Raw genomic sequence first — 23,352 nt, 5'->3', positions numbered from 1 at the left:
CGTCGCTGTGAGCGCCGCGAACCCCCCGCCGGCCGAGCACCGCGACGCGCCGTCGCTCGGCCTGACCCCACTGTCCCGGGTCCGACTGGACCAGCTGCTACACGAGATGCTCGACCGGGTCGGCGAGGTCGTCACCAGTCGGGAGCGGCTCCGTGCGTTGCTCGACGCGGTGGTCGGCATCGGCACCGACCTGGAGCTGCACAGCACCCTGCGGCGCATCGTCGAGGCGGCGTGCGGGTTGGCCGGAGCCCGGTACGGCGCCCTCGGGGTGATCGGCCCGGACCGCCATCTGGTCGATTTCGTCACCCACGGCATCGACCCGCAGACGCACGCGGCGATCGGTGACCTGCCGCACGGTCGGGGCGTTCTCGGCCTGCTCATCGACGATCCGGCACCGGTGCGGATGCCGGACATCACCAGGCACCCGCGGTCGTACGGATTCCCGCCGCACCATCCGCCGATGCACAGTTTCCTGGGAGTGCCGCTGCGCATCCGCAACCAGGTGTTCGGCAACCTGTACCTGGCCGAGAAGCAGGGCGCGGCCGAGTTCACCGAGGACGACGAGGAGATCGTGACGGCGCTGGCCGCCGCCGCCGGCGTGGCGATCGAGAACGCCCGGCTGTACGAGTTGGCCAACCGACGCGAACGTTGGCTGGCCGCCACCGCAGAGATCACCGGCGTACTGCTCGGCACCGTGCGCCGCACCGACGCGCTGGCCCTGGTCGCCCGGCGGGCACGTGAGGTGGCCGAGGCGGAGATGGTGCTGGTCCTGGTCAACGATGACGAGGCGGCCCAGTTCACGGTCGAGGTGGTGGACGTACCGCGGGGGTCGACCTCCGGGCTGGTCGGCGCGGTGCTGCCGGCTGGTGAGACCAGCTTCGCCGGCGCGATCACCAGCGGTGAGCCGATCATGGTGGAGAGCCTGGCGAAGGCGGCACCGTGGCCGGTGCCGGTCACCGCCGGACCGGCGGTGATCTCTCCGCTGACGGTCTCGGAGACACTGCACGGCGTGCTGGTGGTGGCGCACCGCGCGGACGCTGCCGGGCCGGCCGACGGGGACGCGCCGCTGCTGGCCAGCTTCGCCGGTCAGGCGGCGCTGGCCATCGAGCGGGCCCGGGCGCAGGAGGAACGCGAGCTGCTGGTGGTGCTGGAGGACCGGGAACGGATCGCCCGCGACCTGCACGACGTGGTGATCCAGCGGCTGTTCGCCACTGGGCTGCAGTTGCAGAGCGCCATGCCGCTGTGCAGTGGCCGACCGGAGATCGGAACACGGATCAACACCGCCGTCGACGATCTGGACTCCACCATCAGGGACATCCGCCGGGCGATCTTCGAGCTGCGTACCCCGATGAGCGCGGTCCTGCGTACCGAGTTGCGCGAGGCGGTCGACTCGGCCGCCGACGGGTTGGGCTTCCGGCCCGCCCTGCAACTGGACGGGCCGGTGGACAGCGCCGTGCCTGACCAGATCCGTCCGGACCTGCTGGCGGTGCTGCGGGAGGCGCTGTCCAACGTGGTACGGCATGCCCGGGCGAGCCAGGTCGCGGTACGGGTGTCAGCACTCGGCGGGGAAATCGCGCTGACGGTGACCGACAACGGCGTCGGAGTGGACCCGGCCGCCGCCCGGGGCGGGTTGGTCAACATGCGGGAACGTGCCGAACAGCGCGACGGAGCCTTCTCGGTGGCCGCCGGGGATCCGCGCGGCACCATCCTGACCTGGAAAGTCCCGTTACGGGACTGACCTGACCCGGAATGGTCCCGTTACGGGACTGACCTGACCCGGAATGGTCCCGTTACGGCAGGGTCAGTGACGCGGGCCGAGCAGCCGGGTGGCGAGCACCGCCGCCTGGGTCCGCCGCTCCAGGCCGAGCTTGGCGAGCAGGCTGGAGACGTAGTTCTTCACGGTCTTCTCGGCGAGGAACATCTTGCCGGCGATCTCCCGGTTGGTCAGCCCTTCGGCGACGTACTCCAGGATCCGGCGTTCCTGCTCGGTGAGCGACTTCAGCTCGTGCGGCTCCTCGACGCCGCTGCGGATCCGCTCCAGCACCCGGCGGGTCACCGCCGGGTCGAGCAGCGACTGACCGGCCGCCACCCGGCGTACCGCGTCCACCAGGTCGGTGCCCCGGATCTGCTTGAGCACGTAACCGGCGGCACCGGCCATGATCGCGGCGAAGAGCGCTTCGTCGTCCTCGTACGAGGTGAGGATCAGCCCGTTGATGGACGAGTCGACGGCCCGCACGTCCCGGCAGACGTCGATGCCGTTGCCGTCCGGCAGCCGGGCGTCGAGGATCGCCACGTCCGGGCGCAGCGCCGGGATGCGCCGGGCAGCCTCCTGCGCGGACCCGGACTCGCCGATCACCTCGATGTCACCGCTGCTCTGCAGCAGGTCGGCAAGGCCACGGCGGACGACCTCATGGTCGTCGAGCAGGAAGACGCGGATCATCCTCTGTTTCTACCCTGTCGCGGGGCGCTACAGCCAGGGACCAAAGTCCCGGGCGCCGGGGTCGCCTGGGGCAGGTGACGGCGGGCGAGGCAGTCGAGACGGACGGGCCCGGTGGCCCGGGAGGATCCGGGACGTACGGCCCTGCCGGTGCCGGCCCGGACCGGACACCGTGTAGTCATGTTGACCACCACGTTCACCATGGCCCAGCTGCGCACCGCGGTGACCGCGGCGGTCCGCGCCCCGTCGCTGCACAACAGCCAGCCGTGGCGGTTCCGGCTGGTCGGCAGCGCGATCGAGCTCCGGCTCGACCCGGACCGGCTGCTCACCGCCTGCGATCCGACCGGCTGGGCCGCCCGGATCGGCTGCGGGGCCGCCCTGTTCAACCTGCGGCTTGCCCTGGCCGCCGCCGGCACACCGGCCGAGGTCCGGCTCCGCCCCGAGCCGGCCGACCCGTGGCTGCTGGCCCGGCTGGTGCCCGGACCACCGCGGCCAGTCACGCCGGCCGAGTCCAGGCTGTACGCCGCAGTGCCACGCCGGCACAGCAACCGGCTGCCGTTGCGGCCGGATCCGGTGCCGCCGCCGGTGCGGCGGCGGCTGATCGAGGCGGCCCAGGCCGAGGGCGGCTGGCTGGAGCTGGTGGTCGGCTCAACCGCCGTCACCGCCGTCGCGGAGATCGCCACCAGCGCCAACCGGGTGCTCGACCGGGATCCCGGGTACCGGGCGGAAGTAGCGCGGTGGACCCGGCACTTCCCGGCACCGGACGGGGTGCCGGCGGCCGCCGGTGGACCGGTCGCGGAGCCGCACGACCTGCTTCCCCGGCGACCGTTCGGCAGTGCCCGTCGCACCCCTGGCCGCGACTTCGAGTCCGAGCCGCTGGTGGCGGTGCTCGGCGCGACCGGCAACACGCCGAGCGACCAGCTCACCGCCGGGCAGGCGCTGCAGCGGGTGTTGTTGACGGCCACCGACGCCGGCCTGGCCGCGTCGATGCTGTCCCAGCCGATCGAGGTCACTCAGGCCCGCGAGCAGCTCCGGCTGGCACTCGGACGATTCGGAACACCACAAATGGTCATCAGGATCGGATACGGTCAGCCCGGCCGACCGACGCCACGTCGGGATCCGGCCGACGTGATCGACACGGTCCTGGAGGAACGATGAGTGACCCGATCGTCGCAGGGGTGGACGGATCACCGGCCAGCTTGTGCGCCGCCCGGCACGCCGCCGAGGCCGCGGTCCGGCACGGCGCGCCGTTGGTACTGGTCCACGGCTATCTGCACGCCTTCGGGTACGGGATCCCGATCAATCCGTACGACGGCGAACTACCCGGGCCGAACGAGGAAGGTGAGCGGATGCTCGCCGAGACCGCCGCGCAGCTGCGCGGCGAGCGGCCCGGCATAACGGTGCAGACCCGGCAGGTGGCAGCCGGCGGGGCCCCTACGTTGATCGAGGAGTCTCGGCACGCGGAGCTGGTCGTGGTCGGCAGTCGGGGCCTCGGCGGCTTCACCGGGCTGCTGCTCGGCTCGGTCAGTTCACAGGTGGCCGGGCACGCACACTGCCCAGTGCTGGTGGTCCGGCCACCGGATGCGCCCGTCGAGGCGGACGGCCCGGTACTGGTCGGCGTCGACGGTTCGGCGCACGCGGAGCAAGCCCTGCACGCCGCAGCCGACGAAGCCGCCGCGCGCCGGGTCGGGCTGGCCGTACTCCACGTCTGGTGGCCGAGTCCGATGCGGGACAGCACGGAGGTCGCGGCACCGGCCGACGGTGCCCGCCGGGAGGCCGACGAACTGCTCGACGCCGCCGTCGCCGCCGTCCGGCGACGCCATCCGGACCTGCCCATCGAGCAGCGGCCGTTGGAAGGGGTCGAGGCGGACGCGGTGATGGTCGAGGCGAGCCGCAAGGCCGGTCTGGTGGTGGTCGGTTCCCGTGGTCGCGGCGGCTTCACCGGGCTGCTGCTCGGCTCGGTCAGTCAGACACTGGTGCACCACGCACACTGCCCGGTGCTGGTGGCCCGCCCACATTCGCACCGCTGACCGGCCCGCCAGCCGGGTCGGACGTCCCTGCCGCCCGGTCAGACGGTGTAGCGCAGGATCGCACCGACGCCGTCGGGCACCTGGTCGGCGAGCTTGTCCGGCACCACCACCAGCCGGGTTCCGCCGGCGAGGGCGGCCCGCACGGCGGCATCACCCAGCGGCACCTCGACGGGATCCGTCACGCCGAAAACGGCCACCGCGCCGACCGTGGCACCGACCTGGTCGGGCTGCGGTCCGGCGTACGCCGAACGGGTTGTCAGCTGCGGGTCGTCGACCAGCAGCAGGGTGTCGACCTGCCGGCGGGCGAGCGTCGCGAGCGTGTCCGACGCCCCAGCGGCGGCCCGGTCAGCCTGGCCGATCTCCCGCCGGTACGCCGCGACGGCGGCGGCCACGTCCGCGTCGGCGATGCCCTCCACCACGTCGACGGCCTGTTCGACCGCCGCGTCGGTGGTGTCGTAGGCGCCCTGCACCTCGTGCAGCAGTTCGGCGACCCGGGTCGGCGACTTGTCCCGTAGGAACTGCACCGCCCGGACGTCCCCGGTGACCACGACCGCCCGGGGTCGGACCTCGTCGACCAGTTCGGCGAGCCGCTCGGCCACCAGCGTCGCGTTGGCCTCCCAGCGGTCCTCGGCCCGCTGCTGGTACCGCCGCTGGGACCAGCCGCCCGGATGCGACCGGGTGATGTGCAACGTCTCCCCGGCGACCGACTCGGTCACCTCCACACCGTCCGGCTGCAGGGCGACGATCTCGGCGCCGACCCGGTCGGTCGCCACCACCAGAACGGGTAGCTGCCGCTGCTGCCAGCGCAACAGGGGCAACAGGTGCGGGATCGCACCGTAGCTGGCGATCTCCCGCTCCGGCGGTTCCGGCAGCTGACGCACCAGCCGCACCCGCTCTGCGTCGGCGATCACCACCAGGGTGTCCCCGTCGGCGTAGGCCCGGTTCGTCAGCCCGCCGATCACGTCGAGCAGTTCGCCAGGCGCCCCCGCCTCGGCCAGCCGTTGGCGGGCCGCCCGCCAGCGCAGCTGGACCTGCTCGCCGGTGTCCGGGGCCCGGCCGCTGGTGTCCAGGTAGAGCGACACGAACGGGCCGGGGACGGTGGCCAGGTCGGCGAGGGTGGTACGGGGCGTGGTCGAAGTCACCGTAGGTCCTTCCTTGGTCGTCGGCAGGTCGTCCCTTTGCGGTACCCGGTAGCCGCTGCGGATACTCCACCCGGCGTCGCCGGTGCCCTGCCTCGGGTTGACCTACCTGAGTCGGCTGCATGCGACGGATCAGTGCCCACGGCCGAACACGTCGACCAGCCCCCACCGACCGGGGAGGTCCAGCAGCTCGATCCGGCCGATGCCGCGCGGCAGGTGCGGGCGGACGATCAGATGCTCGCCCTTCGGGTCGAGACCGAGCATGGAACACAGGAACATCAACACCGCCCCGGCCGACCAGGAGTGCGGGCTGCACGCAGCCGGCAGCTGAACCGGATACTTGGTCAACTTCCGGTCGTAGCCCGCGAACGCGCTGGGCAGGCGGCCGTCGAAGAACTCCGAAGCATCGATGATGGCACCCGCTACCCGGGCGGCTTCCTGATGGAAGCCGTACTGACGCATGCCGTGGGCGATGAGGGCGTTGTCGAACGGCCAGATCGCCCCGGTGTGGAAGCCGACCGGGCTGTACCGCCCGTCGCCCTCGGCAAGGGTACGGATGCCCCAGCCGGTGAAGAGCCGCTCGCTCATCAGATGTTTGACGACGTGCCGAGCCTTGTCCGGGTCGACGATACCGCTCCACAGCAGGTGCCCCATGTTCGAGGCGCAGGCGTCGACGTGGTTGCCATCGGCGTCCACGCCGAGCGCGTAGTAGCGGCCGTCGCGGATCCAGAACCTCTGGTTGAACCGGCGCTTGAGCTCGGCGGCCTGGGCTTCGAGCTCGGCGGCGTACGCCGGATCGTTCCACACCTCACGGGCCAACCGGGCACCGCGACGTTTGGCGTCGTAGGCATAACCCTGGAGCTCGCAAGTGGCCCGGGGGCCGACCGGTAACCGACCATCGCGGTAGGAAATGGCATCGGGCGTGTCTTTCCAGCACTGGTTCTCCACGCCAAGTCGGTCGTTGCGTCTGGCGTACCAGAGGTAGCCGTCGCCCATGATGTCGCCGTACTCGTCGATCCACCGCAACGCCCGTCGGGTGTGGAACTCGAGCTCCTGGGCGATCGAGGTATCTCCGGTCCATCTGTCGTACGCGTCGAGCAGGATGACGAACAGCGGCGTCGTGTCGGCCGCACCGTAGTAGGGGCAGGCGGCGATCTCCCCGAACCCGGCTCGCTCTCCGAACCGGAACTCCTGGAGGATCTTGCCGGGTTCCTCCTCGGCGAAGTCGTCGAGCCGGGTTCCCTGCGCGTCCGCGAGAAAGTGCAGGACGTTCGGCACCATCGACGGGATGAACGGCAGTAGCTGCAGGCAGGTTACGATGCTGTCCCGACCCTGCAGTCCCATCATCCAGGGCAGTCCGGCGGAGAACTGCTGTTCCCCACGCAGGTTCCCGGTAAAACGCAGTGCCGCCAGATCGGTGAGACTGCGGCGGTACGCCTGGTCGAGTGGGGCCGAGTCACAGCTCAGGGTGGGGGCGGCGGCGAGCCACTCGGCCAGCACCCGGCTCGCATCCACCATGCCCGGGGCGTCGAAGTTTGGCGCGGTCACCCGGATGTCCCGCCCATGGATGCCGCGCACCCAGTAGATCAACTGCAGGACGGTCTCCCACGATCCGTGCGGCCCGACGCTGATGTCGAACGTCATCCCGTGGTCGTCAATCGCCGCCTCAGCGCTGCTGGTGATCACCACTTCACGGCACTGATTCTCCCGGGTGTAGTACATGTGCAGGGTGTCCTGCTCGACAGCGGTGGAAATCTTCCCTTTCTTGTGCACGTTGGCGTACTCGGTGGAGTCTGCGAAGTCGGTGGCGATGTCGAGCCGGACCCGTAGGTCGACCGCGACTTCCTGGTGGTTGAGCACGGTCAGCTGCTCCACGAAGGCGCCACCACCGAGGCGACGCTGGCGGATCACCGACATGCTCGCGTCGACGTAGTGGGTCGGCTCGCCCGGAACAAGGAAGTAGCGCGATTCGAAGTACTGAAGGTCGTCAACGGACAGCACGGAGAGGCGTTCGCCGTTGACGGTGAGATTCCAGACGGACAGGTAGCGCATGTCGAAACCGAACAGCCCGGTAGGCATATCCGTCGAGGGCGACACGTCACCGCGCTCGTCGCTGACCATGAACAGGTTGCCTTCGAGGATGCTGGTGTACTTGAGGTTCGTCACCTGGCTTCCTTCCAACCCTCCGCCAGCTGCCGCGGATGCCGGGCACCCACCATGTCGGGCAGCAGCCAGTTGAGCATCGGCAGCAACGCGATCACGCCCTCCAGGGTGAGCCCGAAGCGGATGAATGCGGGGAAGAGTCGTTCCTTCCCGCACAGGATCTGTTCGAACAACACGCTGTCGATGGCGACGACACAATCCGCATCGGCACCGGACTGTTCGGCCCGCACGCGGCCCGCCGCGAAACGCAGCAGCCACTGCTCAGTGTGATCGCGGTACCGCACGTCGAAGCGCAGCGAGCCGTCGACTGCTGGGGGCAACCGAGGATCGCGTTCGTGGACGCTGGCGAAGAAGGCCTCCGTGGTCGCTGACAACCCGCCACCTCCCTCGCCTGCCACCTCCCTCGCCTGCTACTGGACGAGTCTGCCGCCAGGCCGGACGCGACATTGCCGATCGCGTCGGCAATCACCCGTCAGGGTGTTTGACGACGCCGTGGGCAGCTCACGCGGGTCCGCGCCGCCGACGCGGACCGCGGTCGGCAGATCCGCCGCCCTCATCGGCGATCCCCGCGCAGCCCCCACACACCACCATGTATTGACTTTCGTTGAAGTGAGCGTGATTCTTAGGTAGGACAGCTTCGGGAGCCGGCAGCCACGCGGGAGCAGGGCAACTCTCCGCAGGACCGTGACGCGCAGCGCACATCCGTGCGCGCTCGCGGGCGACGATCCGTGCTTTCGCTACCGCGCCCCGTACCGGCGCGCACCAACCGAGGTTGGAGTCTGTAATGCCCACACTCACCACCACCGGCCGGCGACCACTCGCGCTGTACGCCCTGGTCGTTGCCGTCGCCGCCGGGCTGCTGCTGACCACCGCACTGGCCAATGTCGCCTCGGCCCATGGATCAGTGCTCGATCCGGCCTCCCGCAACTACGGATGTCTCGACCGCTGGGGCGGGAACCACATGGCACCGGAGATGGCCACCGAGGATCCCATGTGCTATCAGGCATGGCAGGCCAACGCTGCCGCCATGTGGAACTGGAACGGCCTCTACCGCGAAGGCGTCGGCGGCAACCACCAGGGCGCCATCCCGGACGGCCAGCTCTGCAGCGGTGGACGCACCGAGGGCGGCCGCTACAACGCCATGGACGCCATCGGCAACTGGCGGGCCAAGTCAATCAGCAACTCGTTCAGCGTCCGATTGTTCGATCAAGCCAGCCACGGTGCCGACTACATCCGGGTGTACGTGACCCGGCAGGGCTTCAACCCGATCAGCCAGGCACTGGGCTGGGGCAATCTGGAGCTCGTCGCCCAGATCGGCAACACGCCGGCGTCGCAGTGGCAGAGCGTGCCCAGCGGGGTGCAGATCGACATCCCGGCGACCGCGCCGGGGCGCACCGGCCGACACATGGTCTACACCATCTGGCAGGCCAGCCATATGGACCAGTCCTACTACTTCTGCAGCGACGTGAACTTCGGCGGCAGCAACCCGCCGCCCACCACCGCACCTCCGACCACGCCGCCGCCCACCACGGCCCCGCCCACCACCGCACCCCCGACCACGCCGCCGCCCGGATCGGCCGGATGTACCGCCTCCTACACGGTCGCATCGAGCTGGTCCGGCGGCTTCCAGGGTGAGGTCCGGGTGACCGCCGGCTCCTCGGCGATCAGCGGCTGGACGGTGACCCTGGCCTACCCGAGCGGGCAGACCGTGCAGCAGGCGTGGAACGCCACGGTCTCGGCCAGCGGGTCGACGGTTACCGCCCGTAACGTCGCCTACAACGGCAGCCTCGGCGCCGGTGCCAGCACCAACTTCGGCTTCATCGGCTCGACCGCCGGCGGCACCCCGTCGGTGACCTGCACGGCCTCCTGACCTGACGGTCAAACTGGCGACGGCGGTGCGGTGTCGCGGATCCGCGACACCGCACCGCCGTCGCCGCATTTCCGGCAAGATCGACATCGGTCGAGGGAGGTTGACCGGATTACACGTCGGAAACAGTAGGTAACAAGGACATGATTGTCTGCGACCGTCGGCGTGGATACAGTCGTAGCTTCCCGAGGCCGGGAAGCACCAGGTCACCGCCGGTCATCCGGACCAGCCATGTGCTCCGGAGTGGACCTGACCGCGCCGGAAGCCGGTAGCGCAGGGAGGATCAGCCATGCCAGGAGTCGTCCGCGCCGCCATCGTCCAGACCACGTGGACAGGCGACAAGGAATCCATGATCAAAGCGCACGAGGAGTACGTCCGGCAGGCCGCCGCCCAGGGCGCGAAGGTGATCTGCTTCCAGGAGTTGTTCTACGGGCCGTACTTCTGCCAGGTGCAGGAGAGCGAGTACTACGCCTACGCCGAGTCGATCCCCGGGCCGACCACCGAACGGTTCGCCGCCCTCGCCGCCGAGCACAACATGGTGATGGTGCTGCCGATGTACGAACGCGAGCAGGCCGGGCTCCTCTACAACACCGCCGCTGTGATCGATGCTGACGGCAGCTACCTGGGCAAGTTCCGCAAGACCCACATCCCCAACGTCAAGGGCTTCTGGGAGAAGTTCTACTTCCGCCCCGGCAACCTCGGCTACCCGGTCTTCGACACGGCCGTCGGCCGGATCGGCGTCTACATCTGCTACGACCGGCACTTCCCGGAAGGCTGGCGGGCGCTGGGCCTGGCCGGCGCGCAGATCGTGTTCAACCCGTCGGCGACCAGCCGCAGCCTGTCGTCGTACCTGTGGAAGCTGGAGCAGCCGGCGGCGGCGGTGGCCAACGAGTACTTCATCGCCGCGATCAACCGGGTCGGCGTCGAGGCCGACTACGGCGACAACGACTTCTACGGCACCTCCTACTTCGTCGACCCGGAAGGCAAGTTCGTCGGCGACACCGGGGACCCGTACCAGCCGGAGCTGATCGTCCGCGACCTCGACCTCGACCTGATCGAGACGGTCCGCAACCGGTGGGCCTTCTACCGCGACCGCCGCCCGGACGCCTACGGTGACCTGGTCCAGCCCTGACCGGCCCTGATCCGGCGGAAGGAACCACTCAGATGGCACTGCTGATCACCGGCGGCACCGTCGTCGGACCCACCGGGCCGTACGCCGCCGACGTGCTCGTCGACGGCGAGACGATCGCCGCGATCTTCGCCCCCGGCACCGGGCCGGCCGACGGCGTCGACGTCCTCGACGCCAGTGGCAAGTACGTCATCCCCGGCGGCGTCGATGTGCACACCCACATGGAACTGCCGTTCGGCGGCACGTTCGCCAGTGACACCTTCGACACCGGTACGAAGGCCGCCGCCTTCGGCGGCACCACCACGATCATCGACTTCGCGGTGCAGCGCGCCGGTGAGGTGGTCGGCGACGGACTGACCGCCTGGCACGCCAAGGCGCAGGGCAACTGCCACGTCGACTACGGCTTCCACATGATCATCGGCGGGGTGGACGACGAGTCACTCAAGGCGATGGACTCCCTGGTCGCCACCGAGGGGATCACCAGCTTCAAGCTCTTCATGGCGTACCCAGGGGTGTTCTACAGCGACGACGGGCAGATCCTGCGCGCGATGCAGAAGGCCCGCGACAACGGCGCCACGATCATGATGCACGCGGAGAACGGCATCGCGATCGACGTGCTGATCGGGCAGGCCCTGGCCCGGGGTGAGACCGACCCGATCCACCACGGGCTGACCCGCCCGGCCGCGTTGGAAGCCGAGGCGACCAGCCGGGCCATCGCGCTGGCCGGGGTCGCCGCCGACTGCCCGCTCTACATCGTGCACCTGTCCGCCAGCGAAGCCCTCGCCGCCGTCGCGTCCGCCCGCGACGCCGGCCGCAACGTCTTCGCCGAGACCTGCCCGCAGTACCTCTACCTGACCCTGGAGGACCAGCTCGGCGCGCCCGGCTTCGAAGGCGCCAAGTGGGTCTGCTCCACGCCGCTGCGCAGCAAGCACGAACCCCACCGCGCCGACCTGTGGCGTGGCCTGCGCACCAACGACCTGGCGGTGGTCTCCACCGACCACTGCCCGTTCTGCTTCAAGGACCAGAAGGAGCTCGGCCTCGGCGACTTCTCCAAGATCCCTAACGGGATCGGCGGCGTCGAACACCGGGTCGACCTGATCTACCAGGGCGTCGTCGACGGCAAGCTGTCCCTGGCCCGCTGGGTGGAGACGATCGCCACCACCCCGGCCCGGATGTTCGGTCTCTACCCGCGCAAGGGCGTCATCGCCCCCGGATCCGACGCCGACATCGTCGTCTACGACCCGGCCGGCCGGACCACGATCTCGGCCGCCACCCACCACATGAACATGGACCACTCGTCGTACGAGGGTTTCGAGATCACCGGCAAGGTCGACACCGTGCTGTCGCGGGGCACCGTCCTGGTCAGCGGCGACGGCACCTACCACGGACGCGCCGGCCACGGCCGCTACCTGCGCCGCGGCCTGTCGGACTACCTGCTCTGAAGGGGGTACGCCAGATGGACTTCGGCGTCGTGTTCCAGTGTGACCCGCCCGGCCGCGAGCTGGTGTCGCTGGCCCAGCAGGCCGAGCAGGCCGGCTTCAGCCACGTGTGGACGTTCGACTCGCACGTACTGTGGCAGGAGCCGTTCGTCATCTACAGCCAGATCCTCGCCGCCACCACATCGGTGACAGTCGGGCCGATGGTGACCAACCCCAGCACCAGGGACTGGACCGTCACCGCGTCGACGTTCGCCACCCTCAACGAGATGTACGGCAACCGCACGGTCTGCGGCATCGGCCGGGGCGACTCGGCGGTCCGGGTCCTCGGTGCCCGCCCCACCACCCTCGCCGAGCTGCGCGAATGCGTCACCGTCATCCGTGACCTGGCCGCCGGGCGGACCGTACGCTACCGCGACCGGGACATCACCTTGCCGTGGGTCAGTGACGGGGCGCTGGAGGTCTGGGTCGCCGCGTACGGGCCGAAGGCGCTCGCCCTGGCCGGCGAGGTCGGCGACGGCTACATCCTGCAGCTCGCCGACCCGGACATCGCCGCATGGATGATCGGCGCGGTCCGGGCCGCCGCCGAACGCGCCGGCCGCGACCCGGACGCGGTCACCTTCTGCGTCGCCGCCCCCGCCTACGTCGGCGACGACCTGGCCCACCAGCGGGACCAGACCCGCTGGTTCGGCGGCATGGTCGGCAACCACATCGCCGACATCGTCGCCCGCTACGGCGGCGACGGCAGCGCGGTGCCGAAGGTGCTCACCGACTACATCGCCGGCCGGCAGGGCTACGACTACGCCGAACACGGCCGGGCCGGCAACACCCACACCGACTTCGTACCGGACGAGATCGTCGACCGGTTCTGCCTGCTCGGCCCGGCCGAGGAGCACCTGCGGCGGCTCGCCGAGCTGCGGGAGCTCGGCGTCGACCAGTTCGCCGTCTACCTGCAACACGACGCCAAGCAGGAAACCCTGACCGCGTACGGCGAGCAGATCATCCCCGCGTACCGCCGGGTGGTCGCGTCTTGACCAGCGGCCCGACCAGCAGCTGGGCGAGGCGGGCCGGCGTCGCCGGGGCCGCGCTGGGCGCGCTCGCCCTGGCCGCCGCAGTCTGGGAGGGCTACAAACTGGTCGGCGACCCCGACGGTACGGACCTGTTCGGCGTACCGCTGCTGCCGCGCGCCGACGACGCCGCCATGCCGCACCTGGCCGACGTGGTCGCCGGCCTCGGCGACGTCGACGTCGCCGCCGGCCAGCCGGTGTGGCGGGTCGTCGTCGACGCCTGCCTGTTCACCCTCGGGGTGACCGGCGTCGGGTTCGCCGCCGGCACCCTGGTCGGGCTGATCCTGGCGGTGGCGATGCAGCGGCTGCGGATCGCCGAACGGGGACTGCTGCCGTACGTGGTGCTGTCGCAGACCGTGCCGTTGGTCGCCCTCGCCCCGGTGATCGCCGGCTGGGGCGGGCGGCTGTCGATCGGCGCCTACCCGTGGCAGCCGTGGATGTCGGTCGCGGTGATCGCCGCGTATCTGGCGTTCTTCCCGGTCGCCGTCGGCATGCTGCGCGGCCTGCAGTCACCACCGGCCGCCGGGGTCGAGCTGATGCGCAGCTACGCGGCCGGCTGGTGGCGCACCTTATGGAAACTGCGGGCCCCGGCCGCGCTGCCGTACCTGTTCCCGGCGCTGCGGCTGGCCGGGGCGGCGGCCGTGGTCGGCGCCGTCGTCGGGGAGATCTCCACCGGCACCCGGGGCGGCATCGGCCGGCTGATCCTGGAATATTCGCGGCAGGCGACCAGCGCCCCGGCGAAGGTGTACGCGGCGATCCTCGGTGCCGCCGCGCTCGGCCTGGTCGTCGCCGCCACGGTGACCCTGCTGGAGCTGGGGCTGACCCGCCACCAGCGGCGAGTGGCGGTGACCGGATGAGCAATGAATTCGCCGTCGAGATCACCGGGGTCGACAAGGTCTTCAACGCCGGCCGGGCCGACACGGTCACCGCGCTGACCGGGGTGGAGCTGACCGTCGGGCGGGGCGAGTTCGTGTCGCTGATCGGGCCGTCCGGCTGCGGCAAGAGCACCCTGCTGCGGCTGATCGCCGACCTGATCACCCCGACCGCCGGCACGGTCACCGTCAACGGCAAGGCCGCCCGGCAGGCCAGACTCGACCAGGAGTACGGCATCGCCTTCCAGCAGGCCGGGCTGTTCGACTGGCGGACGGTACGGCGCAACGTCGAACTGCCGCTGGAGCTGCGCGGGGTGCGGCGGACGCAGCGCAGGGAACGGGTCGACGAGATGCTGCAGTTGGTCGGGCTCGCCGACTTCGCCGGCCACTACCCGGCTCAGCTCTCCGGTGGCATGCAGCAGCGGGTGGCGATCGCGCGGGCGCTCGCCGTACACCCGCCGTTGCTGTTGATGGACGAACCGTTCGGTGCCCTCGACGAGATGACCCGCGAACGCCTGCAGGACGAACTGCTCGGCATCTGCGCCCGCACCGCGACCAGCACCGTCTTTGTCACCCATTCGATCTCCGAGGCGGTGTACCTGTCCGACCGGGTGGTGGTGATGTCGGCCCGGCCGGGTCGGATCACCGCCATCGTCGACGTCGCCCTCGGCGAGCGCACCGAGCAGACCCGGCAGTCGGCGGAGTTCTTCGCCGCCGTCACCGAGGTCCGCCGGGCGTTGCGCGGCACCGACGCGCCGGCTACCGGAGCCGCGCCGGCCTCGGCACCGGCGGCTGCCGAATCGGCGGCGCAGTGAGGTCGTTGCGGGCGGCCGGGCCGCCGGTCGCCGTCGGGCTCGTCGGGCTGGCGCTGTGGGAAGCGACGGTACGGCTGGGCCGGGTCGCCCCGTACGTGCTGCCGTCGCCGTCGGCGATCGCCGAACAGTTCTGGGCCAGCCGCACGGTGGTGCTGACCGCCGGGCTGGCCAGCGGCACCAACGCGCTGATCGGCCTGCTCGCCGGGGCGACGCTCGGGGTGGCAGTGGCGTTGGCGGTGAGCCGGCTGCGGCTGCTCAGTGAGGTGTCGGTGCCACTGGCGGCGCTGGTCAACGCGCTGCCGATCATCGCGCTCGCCCCGGTGCTGAACAACATGTTCGACGCGGCCAGCAGCGTGCCCCGGCGGATCGTCGTCGGCCTGGTCGCGTTCTTCCCGGTCTTCGTCAACACGCTGCGCGGGCTGCGCCAGGTGCAGCCGATCCACCGCGAGCTGATGGCCAGCTACGCCGCTGGCGGCTGGACCTTCGCCCGGCTGGTGCGGCTGCCCGGTGCGCTACCGTTCGTCTTCACCGGGCTGCGCCAGGCGTCCTCGCTGGCGGTGATCGCGGCCGTGGTCGCCGAGTACTTCGGTGGGCTGCAGGACGGGCTGGGGGCGCGGATCACCTCGGCGGCGTCGCTCACCGCGTACCCCCGGGCCTGGGCGTTCGTGGTCGGCGCCTGCCTGCTCGGCCTGGTCTTCTACCTGGCGACCCTGGCTCTGGAACGCCTCGCGATGCCGTGGCGCACCGGCCAGACCCCGTGACCTCCGCTTCCCCTGGCGCTCCCGTCCGCGCGCCGCAGTCCCCCGCTCCATCATCGCGACCAGGAGGAACGACGCCAGATGAGAAGACGGATGGCCGCCGCGGCGGCGCTGACGGGTGCCGCGCTGCTGATCAGCGCCTGCGGTACGGCGGACGAGGAGCCGGAGGCTGGTGGCGGTGCCACCGACGGCACCACCACGGTGAAGGTCCAGTTGCAGTGGTTCTTCCAGGCCCAGTTCGCCGGCTACATCGCCGCCGTCGAAAAGGGCTTCTACGAGGAGGAGGGCCTTGACGTCGAGCTGCTCGAAGGTGGGGTGGACATCGTCCCGCAGACGGTGCTCGCCCAGGGGCAGGCCGACTACGCGATCGCCTGGGTGCCGAAGGCGCTCGCGTCGCGGGAACAGGGCGCGCAGATCACCGATGTCGGGCAGATCTTCGCCCGCTCCGGCACCTACCAGGTGGCGTTCGCCGACTCCGGCATCACCGGGCCGGCGGACCTGCGCGGCAAGAAGGTCGGCAACTGGGGCTTCGGCAACGAGTTCGAGTTGTTCGCCGCGATGACCCAGGCCGGGCTGGACCCGGGTGCCGACGTGACCCTGGTGCAGCAGCAGTTCGACATGCAGGCGCTGCTGCGCGGCGACATCGACGCCGCCCAGGCGATGAGCTACAACGAGTACGCGCAGCTGCTGGAGGCGGAGAACCCGGACACCGGTGAGCTGTACACACCGGAGGACTTCACGGTGCTCGACTGGAACTCCGTCGGCACGGCGATGCTGCAGGACGCCATCTGGGCCGACACCAGCAAGCTCGACGACCCGGCGTACCAGGAGCAGACGGTCAAGTTCCTCACCGGCACCATCAAGGGCTGGGCGTTCTGCCGGGACAACCCGGAGGAGTGCCGGGACCTGTCCGTCGCGGCCGGGTCGACGCTGGGCGCCAGCCATCAGCTGTGGCAGGTCAACGAGGTCAACAAGCTGATCTGGCCGTCGACCGGCGGGATCGGGCTGATCGACGAGGCGGACTGGGCGCGTACGGTCGAGTTGTCGCTGGCCACGAAGAACCAGGACGATCAGACGGTGCTGACCGCCGAGCCGGAGGGGTTGGCCTACACCAACGACTACATCAGCCAGGCGCTCGAAGCGGCGGAGGCGGACGGCGTCGACGTCACCGGTGCCGACTTCACCCCGCTGACCGTGACCCTCAACCCCGGCGGCGCCTGAGCACCTGCTCTCTGGGAGTCGACGAGTACGCAGGCGCACATCGATGCGGTGACCGGGCCGGTGGCAACTGCCATCGGCCCGGCCGTCGATCCCGTAGGCATCCCCCGTCGAGACAGGGTGGTGGCGCCACCGGGTTTCTGGACTACGCGACGTCCAAGCGGACGTTCCCGATTCGCGCAACTATGTCGAGGTGCCCGCCAAGGCCCGTGACGTAGGCTCTCAGTGACTCGAGGCTCGTGGCCTCACCGTTCTCGATCTGGCTGATGCGCGCTTGCGACAGGCCCGCAGCCTCGGCCAGCTGCACCTGGGTGAGGCCCAGCTGCTTTCGAATCTCGGCGAGCTGGGCACCGCTCACGGAAGCCAGCATCTGCTGACGCATCGCGGCGCGTTGGGCAACGCGGTCAGGGCTGTCCCACTCAGGGTCGGCCGCCCGCGCCTTGGCTTTGACGTCTCGCCAGTTCGTCGGACTCACTCGTCCTCCTTGAGTAGCCTCAGGTGCTCGTCGAACCTCGCATCGGCCAGCGGGATCGCCGTGTCGTACCAGGCCTGCCACCGGCCAGACTTATCGCCCGCGACGAGAAACACCGCCTCTCGAAACGGATCGAAGGCGAAGATCATCCGGACTTCCGAACCGCCGGTCGATCCCGCTTCCGCCACCCGGTCGGCAGTGACCGGGTCGGTCCGGCAGCGGCTACGGCGAACGGGTGGCGGACGTCCTTCGTGAACGGATCAACGAGGGCGTCTTCCCACCCGGCGTCCGGCTGAGCGAGAACGCCCTCCGCGAGGCGCTCGGCGTGTCCCGCAACACCTTGCGGGAAGCGTTCCGGCTGCTGTCGCACGAGGGCCTGCTCACGCACGAGTTCAACCGCGGCGTCTTCATCCGGGAGCTGACCGCCGCCGACGTGCGAGACATCTACGCGTTCCGCCGGATCATCGAGGGCGCCGCGATTCTCGCCGCCGCCGACGCGCCACCGAGCGCGCTGGACCGCCTCGGCGAGGCGGTCGAGGCTGCCGAGGTCGCCGCCGACGCCAGCGACTGGACGCAGGTGGGTACGGCGAACATGCGGTTCCACCAGGCCGTCGCCGACCTGGCCGGCAGCAGCCGTCTCAGCCGGACCGCGCGTCGCCTGCTGGCTGAGCTACGTCTGGTGTTTCTGGTGGTCCCGGCCGCGCAGGCGTTCCACCAGCCCTACATCCGGTACAACCGGCAGATTCACCAGCTGCTCGTCACGGGCGAGTTGACCGAGGCCCATCGGGTCCTGACCGGCTACCTCGACGACGCCGAACGCCAACTCCTGGACGCTATCCCGCCACAGCGGACCGACGACGCTCCCCCGGCCGGCTCCGGCCGCGCGGCCCCTACGCGTACACCGCGATGAACGTCGTCCTGTGGGTGCTGCAGTGGACACTCGGCGCGGTGACCCTGTCGTCGTTCCTCAGCATGCCCTATCTCATCCGTCGGGGTTACGCACGCCAGCCGATCGGCGCGGCCGCGATGGCGACACGTTCGGGTTGTGTTGCGGCATCGGAGTGGTGGTGCCCTGGCTGGCCGGCCAGGCGCGGATCGTCACACCGATCGCTGCCATGGCGATCGGGCTGGTCACGGTCTTCGACAGCCTCACCAATCGGATGGACGCGGCGGACGCCACCTTCAACACCGCGGTGCTGGTGATGGCGGTGACCGTCGCAGCCGGCCGCTTCCACGACCTGAGCTCGGACACCGGTCCGACACCACCCCTGGGCTGGAGCTTGCTCCTCACCAGCACCGCCCTTGTGGTGGTCGCCATCTGGGGCGCCCGGTACGCGATCTCCCCGGCGCTGCGCTGGGCGCAGGCCGTCACCGGACTCGCCAGCGTACTGGTCGTCCTCAGCGCATTCGCCGGCCTCTGGGCGCGACGACCGAGCGTCGGTCGTTTGCCCGCCAATACCCCAAGATCAGTTGATGAAAACCGGGTTTGTGCCGGCGTGTCGCCCGTATTTTCATCAACTGATCTTCGCAACCGGCGACAGGATCGAGGCCAGATGGGCAGCGGCTACACCGACCAGGAGGGGCGCGACACGGGAAAGACAAGGCCGTCCAGTAGAATCCACTGTACTGACTCAGCATGATGGCTACGGGGCGAGGCATGCACGATGTCCGGTCTGCTATGTCGCACCGGCTGAAGGACACGCCACACCAGCTGCGGGGCAGTGGCTTCGTTCACCCGGTCCGGGTCGCGGTCGCCGTCTGGTTCGCCGCAGCCGTCGTCGCCGTCGCCCAGTCGGCGGCGGCGCTCACCCGCGCCCGGCACGACCGCCTCGCCGACCTCGACGTGTACGTGGAGGCGACCACCGGTCTGCGGCAGGGCACCAGTCTCTACGACTACGCCGCTGCCGGCACCGAGGCGCCGTTCACCTAGCCGCCCCTGTCCGGCCTGCTGGTCGTACCGCTGACGCTGATCGACATCGACGTGCTGCGGGTAATCTGGACGGCGGCCACCGTTGCGCTGGTGGCGCTGCTCGCCGTGATCGTGGCCCGCTCCGATGGGATCCACTGGCTCCTGCCCCGGCAGGTGGCACCGGCGGCGATCGCCCTGCTGCTGTTCGCGTCGGCTCCGGTCTCCAGCAACCTCCGGTTCGGCCAGGTCAGCGTGATCCTGACCCTGCTGGTGCTGGTCGACTGCCTGGGGCGTGCCCCGCGTCGGCTAGCTGGTGTCGCCACCGGACTGGCCGCCGCGATCAAGCTCACCCCGCTGATCTTCATCCCGTACCTGTGGCTCGCCGGCGAGCGACGGGCGGCGGTCACCGCGACCGGGACCTTCCTCGCCGGTACTGGCCTGGCCTGGCTGATCCTGCCGGGCGAGTCGGCACGGTTCTGGCTCACCGAGATGTGGGACGTCGACCGGGTCGGCAACATCGTCACCGCCGGCAACCAGTCGATCAACGGTGCCCTACTACGGCTGGGAGCACCCGACGACGCTCGTACCCTCGCACTGTTCACCGCCGGGCTCGCGGTGGTCGCGATCGCCCTGGTACGCGGCGCGGTCGCCTACCGGGACGGGGACCGGTTGGCCGGCGTGGTGATTGTCGGCGCCGCCGGCCTGGCGTTCTCGCCGGTGTCCTGGACCCACCATCAGACCTGGCTCGTGCTAGCCGCCCTACTGGTGGTGGGCGAGCGCCGAGGCCGCGCACCGGCCTGGACCGGTCTGGTGGCTGCCACCATGATCCTTCCGGTGATGTCGATGGGCGACGGGCTGCCCACCGCAGACCTGACCGACAACGTCCGGGTGCTACTCGCGTTGGTGGTGGCCTGCCTGGTCCCGACCGTCGGGGGTCGACCAGGGTCCGGTCTTCCTGGGCGGGCCGAGGTGCCCAACCTCACTGCCCGACGCTTTAGGACGGCGGCTTGGCGGTAGTCAGTTCGCCGCAGCGGGGGCACCAGCGGCTCTTCACCTTGAACGAGAACAGCCCGGCGAGGTAGCCGAGCAACACGGCACTGGTCAGGGCACAAACGTCCATCGTGATCCACTTTCCACTGGGTCTGGAATGGGGTCGGGCTCGTGGTTGCCGCCACCGGCCCGACCCCGGCTCGCGCAGACGGCGGGCGGGTTATGGGTGTGCGGCTGGCAAGGGATCGACGCCGTTGGGTGGCCGGTGCCGCTGCAGCACCCCGGGGCGGGCCAGCGCTGACTTGTAGACGCCGATCGCGGCCATCCGCCCGTCCCGCCCGGCCAACGTGATCGTGGCGAGGATGCCGACCACCGGGGAATCGACGTCGTCCAGGCCGTTCCGGATGTCGGAAACCCGGACCGTCATCGACCGGTCGCCGAACACCCAGTCGGCCTTGCCGAGATGCAGCGTGTCACCGACCCGCAGGAGATCACCGTCGGCCATCAGTCGTCCCGCCCGTCGTGGACGTACCCGTCCGGCCACAACCCGGCGTACTGCAACACCGCCCGCACCCGACGCGCCTTGACCTGATCCCACCGGTCCAACACCGCCAACGCGCCGGTGAACGGGGGACACAGCGCCGGCCCGTCGCACGCCCGGCACTCGGCCAACCGGCTCGGCATGTGCACGGCGGCCGTCTCCCGCGCCCGGTCCAACACGTCAGCGTCCGGCCGGTTCCGCATCGCCGCCGCCACCTCGTCCAGCACCGCCCGCTCGGCGTCGACAGCCGGCCGTTCGGCGTCCGGCGCAGACGCCACCCCGCGCGCGGCCAGCAGCCGGAAACGCGGATCACTCCCGATGTCCGTCTGCCCCGGCGTCCGTCGCGGCAACGGCGGCCGGTTCGGCGTCGGACCTTCATTGCGAACGACGTACGGCGACCCGCCATACCTACTGCGGGGACCTTGGTTCCTGGTCAAGAGCTTCTCCTTCGCAGGGAGGACTGTTGAGAGGTCTGCGGCAGGTACAGGGCCGAATTCAGGCACAGCGGGCAAGAGCACTGGGGTCACCAGTGCCCTCGATTCAACATCCGTGATCCGTGGGGGCCGGGATCCTTGGCCGACTGACCAGCGCAGAAACCTCAAGTAAGCAGAGCTTATAATGATTGTGATAAGGCTGCAAGTGGCGTTGGCCAACAAGATTCCCCACCCGAGTACGGTCAGTGAGCCAAGCCGCCACGCATCCGGCACCATGATCGGAGGCAGCAACCGGAGGCAACCATGACAGACCAAGGCTGGACCAGCAGCTCAGACCCGTACCTCGTCGCGCAGCAGCACGACGCGTGGTCCGCCGAGGCCGCCGGCCGGGGACGCGTCGGCACGCAACAGCTACTCGGCGTCGAGACCGTCGACGCGGACACACAGGTCAGACGCGCACTCGGACTCGCCGCCGGCGAACGAGCCGTCGTCCGCCGCCGCCTCATCCTGGAAGACGATCGGCCCGTCGAACTCGCCGACTCCTTCTACCCGGAGCCCATCGTCGCCGGCACCCCACTCGCCGACAACCGCAAGATCAAAGGCGGCGCGGTACGGGTCCTCGCCGACCTCAACCTCGCACCGCATCAGGTCAGCGAGCACGTCACCGCCCGACGGCCGACCGATCAGGAACAGGAACTCCTCGACATCGCCGTCGACGAACCGGTCCTGGTCCTCACCCGCATCAGCCGCGCCGCCACCGGCCAACCCGTCGAGTACGCCGTCATGCGCACCGTGACCAGCCGCTCCACCGGCCACACCTACCTGATGCAGGTCCCACCCGCATGACCAACGAACCCGACCCCGCCGCTGCCAATGACGTACGCGACCGCCAGCGCCAGATCGCGGCCGATCTCCGCCGACAGATCCTCACCGGCGAGTTCAAGCCCGGCGACAAGGTGCCCTCCACGGCCCAGCTCTGCGAGCGGTACGGCGTCTCCAACCTCACCACCCAACGCGCACTCGCCATCCTCAAGAAGCAAGGATTCGTCCGTGGCGAGTCCGGGGTCGGCGTGTTCGTCACTGCCAACCAGCCGATCGCCGTCGAAGCGAACCACTACCCGGGCCAGGCCAACAGAGCCACTCCGTACCCGTGGATCAGTGAGATCACCAGTCACGGCCGCCGCAAGACCAGCCGCCTGCTGTCTGTCGACGAGGTGAGACCGCCGGTCGCGGTCGCCGCGGCGTACGACCTCGAACCCGACACCCGCGTCATCCGCCGGCGGCTTCTGCTCCTGCTCGACGACGCCCCGGCCGAGCTGGTCACCAACTACTACCGGACCGACCTCGCACGCGGCACCCCGCTCGCCGAACACCGGCTGATCAGCGGCGGATCGCTGCGCGTGCTCGCCGGACTCGGCAAGCACGCCGGACCAGCCGTTGACGACGTCGAAGCCACCATGCCCACCATCGACGAGTTCATCGCCCTGCAAATGCCCGACGACATGCCCGTGCTACGCCAGTTCCGCACCGTCTACACCACCGACGGCGAACCCATCGAAGTGACCGAGATGATCAAAGCCGCGCACCGACACAAGGCCAGATACCTCCTGCCCGGACCGAACGAAGCCTGACCTCACCGCCCTCCCGCGACACTTGCCAGACCGCCACCGAGGTAGTGGAGGTGGCCACGGTCAAATCCCGCTCGGCTTACCGCAGCAGGCGCACAACAAACCACTGTTCCCCTTGCCGGAGCCAACCGCGTAAGCGAGGATTTCCACATCGACCTGTCGGTAGATGCCGGACGGAGGAGAGATCGCTACGCCGAGCCCAACAGCATCCGTTGAGGACAGACAGCACATAGATGTACGCAAGATTAGGTGCCGGAGTTGTGGTGAAATGTCGATTGCGGCAACCTCCGACACGCCCGGGATCCGGGGGAGGTTGGCGGAAAGATCCCAAACCGCCCCCGAGCTGCGAAGATTCGCCATACGAAGATCATCTAAGCTGCCACCAAGATCATGATCAACAGGAGGTTGTCCTCCAGACCCCCCGTTTGCCCAGGTCAGACCGCCCGA

General features: G+C 69.9%; 26 protein-coding genes. 17 read left to right on the top strand and 9 right to left on the bottom strand.

The genetic code is table 11. From position 1 onward, the window contains the following. Positions 1 to 61 precede the first annotated feature (61 nt). Positions 62 to 1,738 carry a sensor histidine kinase gene (locus O7610_RS02775; RefSeq protein ID WP_475048549.1) on the top strand — a complete coding sequence of 559 codons (1,677 nt, stop codon included), beginning with the start codon at positions 62 to 64 and terminating at the stop codon, positions 1,736 to 1,738. A gap of 63 nt (positions 1,739 to 1,801) precedes the next feature. Here the strand turns inward: O7610_RS02775 and O7610_RS02770 are convergent, their stop codons facing one another. Continuing rightward, positions 1,802 to 2,440, bottom strand: a complete 639-nt coding sequence (locus O7610_RS02770; RefSeq protein ID WP_123600861.1) for a response regulator — start codon at positions 2,438 to 2,440, stop codon at positions 1,802 to 1,804. A gap of 177 nt (positions 2,441 to 2,617) precedes the next feature. Here O7610_RS02770 and O7610_RS02765 point away from each other — a divergent pair, with 177 nt between their 5' ends. Next, positions 2,618 to 3,595: an Acg family FMN-binding oxidoreductase gene (locus O7610_RS02765; protein ID WP_475048485.1), complete on the top strand. Its 978-nt coding sequence runs from the start codon at positions 2,618 to 2,620 to the stop codon at positions 3,593 to 3,595. Next, the gene (locus tag O7610_RS02760; protein WP_281554185.1) at positions 3,592 to 4,467 is read left to right on the top strand and encodes a universal stress protein; all 876 of its coding nucleotides are present in this window, start codon (positions 3,592 to 3,594) and stop codon (positions 4,465 to 4,467) included. Before O7610_RS02765 ends, O7610_RS02760 begins: the two co-directional genes overlap by 4 nt. Before the next feature lie 38 nt (positions 4,468 to 4,505). On the opposite strand, the gene O7610_RS02755 is transcribed toward O7610_RS02760, so the two are convergent. The 3 genes from O7610_RS02755 to O7610_RS02745 form a co-directional block, all read right to left on the bottom strand. Beyond that, on the bottom strand, positions 4,506 to 5,609 hold the full coding sequence (locus tag O7610_RS02755; RefSeq protein WP_281554184.1) for a baeRF2 domain-containing protein: 1,104 nt from the start codon (positions 5,607 to 5,609) through the stop codon (positions 4,506 to 4,508). A 129-nt stretch (positions 5,610 to 5,738) separates the two neighbouring features. Then, the gene (locus O7610_RS02750; protein ID WP_281554183.1) at positions 5,739 to 7,772 is read right to left on the bottom strand and encodes an amylo-alpha-1,6-glucosidase; all 2,034 of its coding nucleotides are present in this window, start codon (positions 7,770 to 7,772) and stop codon (positions 5,739 to 5,741) included. Beyond that, positions 7,769 to 8,143, bottom strand: a complete 375-nt coding sequence (locus O7610_RS02745) for an SCP2 sterol-binding domain-containing protein (RefSeq protein ID WP_281554182.1) — start codon at positions 8,141 to 8,143, stop codon at positions 7,769 to 7,771. Before O7610_RS02745 ends, O7610_RS02750 begins: the two co-directional genes overlap by 4 nt. Positions 8,144 to 8,553: 410 nt before the next feature. Between O7610_RS02745 and O7610_RS02740 the strand changes: the two genes are divergently transcribed. From O7610_RS02740 to O7610_RS02705, 8 genes are all read left to right on the top strand, one after another. Continuing rightward, a complete protein-coding gene (locus tag O7610_RS02740; RefSeq protein WP_289212569.1) occupies positions 8,554 to 9,639 on the top strand; it encodes a lytic polysaccharide monooxygenase auxiliary activity family 9 protein in 1,086 nt (361 codons plus the stop codon). Between the two features lie 286 nt (positions 9,640 to 9,925). Further along, positions 9,926 to 10,768 (top strand): nitrilase-related carbon-nitrogen hydrolase, encoded by an 843-nt coding sequence (locus O7610_RS02735; RefSeq protein WP_278168285.1) that lies wholly within the window; start codon positions 9,926 to 9,928, stop codon positions 10,766 to 10,768. Positions 10,769 to 10,800: 32 nt separating this feature from the next. Continuing rightward, complete coding sequence (hydA, locus tag O7610_RS02730; RefSeq protein WP_289212568.1) at positions 10,801 to 12,207, top strand: dihydropyrimidinase; 1,407 nt, start codon at positions 10,801 to 10,803, stop codon at positions 12,205 to 12,207. A 14-nt stretch (positions 12,208 to 12,221) separates the two neighbouring features. After that, on the top strand, positions 12,222 to 13,235 hold the full coding sequence (locus O7610_RS02725) for a TIGR03842 family LLM class F420-dependent oxidoreductase (RefSeq protein ID WP_281554178.1): 1,014 nt from the start codon (positions 12,222 to 12,224) through the stop codon (positions 13,233 to 13,235). Beyond that, on the top strand, positions 13,232 to 14,125 hold the full coding sequence (locus tag O7610_RS02720) for an ABC transporter permease (RefSeq protein ID WP_281554177.1): 894 nt from the start codon (positions 13,232 to 13,234) through the stop codon (positions 14,123 to 14,125). Before O7610_RS02725 ends, O7610_RS02720 begins: the two co-directional genes overlap by 4 nt. Then, positions 14,122 to 14,955, top strand: coding sequence for an ABC transporter ATP-binding protein (locus O7610_RS02715; protein WP_281554176.1), 834 nt, complete (start codon positions 14,122 to 14,124; stop codon positions 14,953 to 14,955). Before O7610_RS02720 ends, O7610_RS02715 begins: the two co-directional genes overlap by 4 nt. Then, positions 14,952 to 15,716 (top strand): ABC transporter permease, encoded by a 765-nt coding sequence (locus tag O7610_RS02710; protein WP_281554175.1) that lies wholly within the window; start codon positions 14,952 to 14,954, stop codon positions 15,714 to 15,716. The genes O7610_RS02715 and O7610_RS02710 overlap by 4 nt, the downstream gene beginning before the upstream one ends. 78 nt (positions 15,717 to 15,794) lie before the next feature. Beyond that, a complete protein-coding gene (locus O7610_RS02705; RefSeq protein WP_289212567.1) occupies positions 15,795 to 16,934 on the top strand; it encodes an ABC transporter substrate-binding protein in 1,140 nt (379 codons plus the stop codon). Between the two features lie 142 nt (positions 16,935 to 17,076). Here O7610_RS02705 and O7610_RS02700 read toward each other — a convergent pair whose 3' ends face one another. Next, the gene (locus O7610_RS02700; protein ID WP_281554173.1) at positions 17,077 to 17,406 is read right to left on the bottom strand and encodes a helix-turn-helix domain-containing protein; all 330 of its coding nucleotides are present in this window, start codon (positions 17,404 to 17,406) and stop codon (positions 17,077 to 17,079) included. Then, entirely contained in the window at positions 17,403 to 17,591 is a 189-nt protein-coding gene (locus O7610_RS02695; RefSeq protein WP_281554172.1) for a type II toxin-antitoxin system RelE/ParE family toxin, read from the bottom strand. Before O7610_RS02695 ends, O7610_RS02700 begins: the two co-directional genes overlap by 4 nt. Positions 17,592 to 17,638: 47 nt before the next feature. Here O7610_RS02695 and O7610_RS02690 point away from each other — a divergent pair, with 47 nt between their 5' ends. The 4 genes from O7610_RS02690 to O7610_RS02675 all read left to right on the top strand — a co-directional run bounded on the left by O7610_RS02690 (position 17,639) and on the right by O7610_RS02675 (position 20,329). Continuing rightward, a complete protein-coding gene (locus tag O7610_RS02690; RefSeq protein WP_281554171.1) occupies positions 17,639 to 18,313 on the top strand; it encodes a GntR family transcriptional regulator in 675 nt (224 codons plus the stop codon). 157 nt (positions 18,314 to 18,470) lie between these two features. Continuing rightward, positions 18,471 to 19,043 (top strand): hypothetical protein, encoded by a 573-nt coding sequence (locus O7610_RS02685; RefSeq protein ID WP_289212566.1) that lies wholly within the window; start codon positions 18,471 to 18,473, stop codon positions 19,041 to 19,043. Between the two features lie 38 nt (positions 19,044 to 19,081). Next, positions 19,082 to 19,333, top strand: a complete 252-nt coding sequence (locus tag O7610_RS02680; protein WP_289212565.1) for a hypothetical protein — start codon at positions 19,082 to 19,084, stop codon at positions 19,331 to 19,333. Positions 19,334 to 19,339: 6 nt separating this feature from the next. Further along, positions 19,340 to 20,329 carry a glycosyltransferase 87 family protein gene (locus tag O7610_RS02675; RefSeq protein WP_289213557.1) on the top strand — a complete coding sequence of 330 codons (990 nt, stop codon included), beginning with the start codon at positions 19,340 to 19,342 and terminating at the stop codon, positions 20,327 to 20,329. Here O7610_RS02675 and O7610_RS02670 read toward each other — a convergent pair. The 3 genes from O7610_RS02670 to O7610_RS02660 all read right to left on the bottom strand — a co-directional run bounded on the left by O7610_RS02670 (position 20,307) and on the right by O7610_RS02660 (position 21,193). After that, positions 20,307 to 20,432: a hypothetical protein gene (locus O7610_RS02670; RefSeq protein WP_289212564.1), complete on the bottom strand. Its 126-nt coding sequence runs from the start codon at positions 20,430 to 20,432 to the stop codon at positions 20,307 to 20,309. The two genes, O7610_RS02675 and O7610_RS02670, sit on opposite strands and share 23 nt — an antisense overlap. A 90-nt stretch (positions 20,433 to 20,522) precedes the next feature. Then, positions 20,523 to 20,807, bottom strand: a complete 285-nt coding sequence (locus tag O7610_RS02665; protein ID WP_281554167.1) for a hypothetical protein — start codon at positions 20,805 to 20,807, stop codon at positions 20,523 to 20,525. Next, a complete protein-coding gene (locus O7610_RS02660; protein WP_289212563.1) occupies positions 20,807 to 21,193 on the bottom strand; it encodes a hypothetical protein in 387 nt (128 codons plus the stop codon). The genes O7610_RS02665 and O7610_RS02660 overlap by 1 nt, the downstream gene beginning before the upstream one ends. 387 nt (positions 21,194 to 21,580) lie before the next feature. Here O7610_RS02660 and O7610_RS02655 point away from each other — a divergent pair, with 387 nt between their 5' ends. Both O7610_RS02655 and O7610_RS02650 read left to right on the top strand, forming a co-directional pair. Further along, the gene (locus O7610_RS02655; protein WP_289212562.1) at positions 21,581 to 22,123 is read left to right on the top strand and encodes a GntR family transcriptional regulator; all 543 of its coding nucleotides are present in this window, start codon (positions 21,581 to 21,583) and stop codon (positions 22,121 to 22,123) included. After that, positions 22,120 to 22,908: a GntR family transcriptional regulator gene (locus O7610_RS02650; RefSeq protein ID WP_281554164.1), complete on the top strand. Its 789-nt coding sequence runs from the start codon at positions 22,120 to 22,122 to the stop codon at positions 22,906 to 22,908. Before O7610_RS02655 ends, O7610_RS02650 begins: the two co-directional genes overlap by 4 nt. Positions 22,909 to 23,352 lie beyond the last annotated feature (444 nt).

This window comes from Solwaraspora sp. WMMA2065, assembly GCF_030345075.1.
Classification (GTDB): Bacteria; Actinomycetota; Actinomycetes; order Mycobacteriales; family Micromonosporaceae; genus Micromonospora_E.
This window is presented reverse-complemented; position numbering and strand designations above follow the sequence as displayed.

What these genes read in the sequence shown, in the direction of transcription:
- O7610_RS02665 (WP_281554167.1), bottom strand. Translation starts at nt 20,807, where the DNA reads ATGGCCGACGGTGATCTCCTGCGGGTCGGTGACACGCTGCATCTCGGC.
- O7610_RS02760 (WP_281554185.1), top strand. Translation starts at nt 3,592, where the DNA reads ATGAGTGACCCGATCGTCGCAGGGGTGGACGGATCACCGGCCAGCTTG.
- O7610_RS02765 (WP_475048485.1), top strand. Translation starts at nt 2,618, where the DNA reads ATGTTGACCACCACGTTCACCATGGCCCAGCTGCGCACCGCGGTGACC.
- O7610_RS02740 (WP_289212569.1), top strand. Translation starts at nt 8,554, where the DNA reads ATGCCCACACTCACCACCACCGGCCGGCGACCACTCGCGCTGTACGCC.
- O7610_RS02670 (WP_289212564.1), bottom strand. Translation starts at nt 20,432, where the DNA reads ATGGACGTTTGTGCCCTGACCAGTGCCGTGTTGCTCGGCTACCTCGCC.
- O7610_RS02715 (WP_281554176.1), top strand. Translation starts at nt 14,122, where the DNA reads ATGAGCAATGAATTCGCCGTCGAGATCACCGGGGTCGACAAGGTCTTC.
- O7610_RS02650 (WP_281554164.1), top strand. Translation starts at nt 22,120, where the DNA reads ATGACCAACGAACCCGACCCCGCCGCTGCCAATGACGTACGCGACCGC.
- O7610_RS02680 (WP_289212565.1), top strand. Translation starts at nt 19,082, where the DNA reads ATGTCGCACCGGCTGAAGGACACGCCACACCAGCTGCGGGGCAGTGGC.
- O7610_RS02770 (WP_123600861.1), bottom strand. Translation starts at nt 2,440, where the DNA reads ATGATCCGCGTCTTCCTGCTCGACGACCATGAGGTCGTCCGCCGTGGC.
- O7610_RS02735 (WP_278168285.1), top strand. Translation starts at nt 9,926, where the DNA reads ATGCCAGGAGTCGTCCGCGCCGCCATCGTCCAGACCACGTGGACAGGC.
- hydA (WP_289212568.1), top strand. Translation starts at nt 10,801, where the DNA reads ATGGCACTGCTGATCACCGGCGGCACCGTCGTCGGACCCACCGGGCCG.
- O7610_RS02705 (WP_289212567.1), top strand. Translation starts at nt 15,795, where the DNA reads ATGAGAAGACGGATGGCCGCCGCGGCGGCGCTGACGGGTGCCGCGCTG.
- O7610_RS02655 (WP_289212562.1), top strand. Translation starts at nt 21,581, where the DNA reads ATGACAGACCAAGGCTGGACCAGCAGCTCAGACCCGTACCTCGTCGCG.
- O7610_RS02725 (WP_281554178.1), top strand. Translation starts at nt 12,222, where the DNA reads ATGGACTTCGGCGTCGTGTTCCAGTGTGACCCGCCCGGCCGCGAGCTG.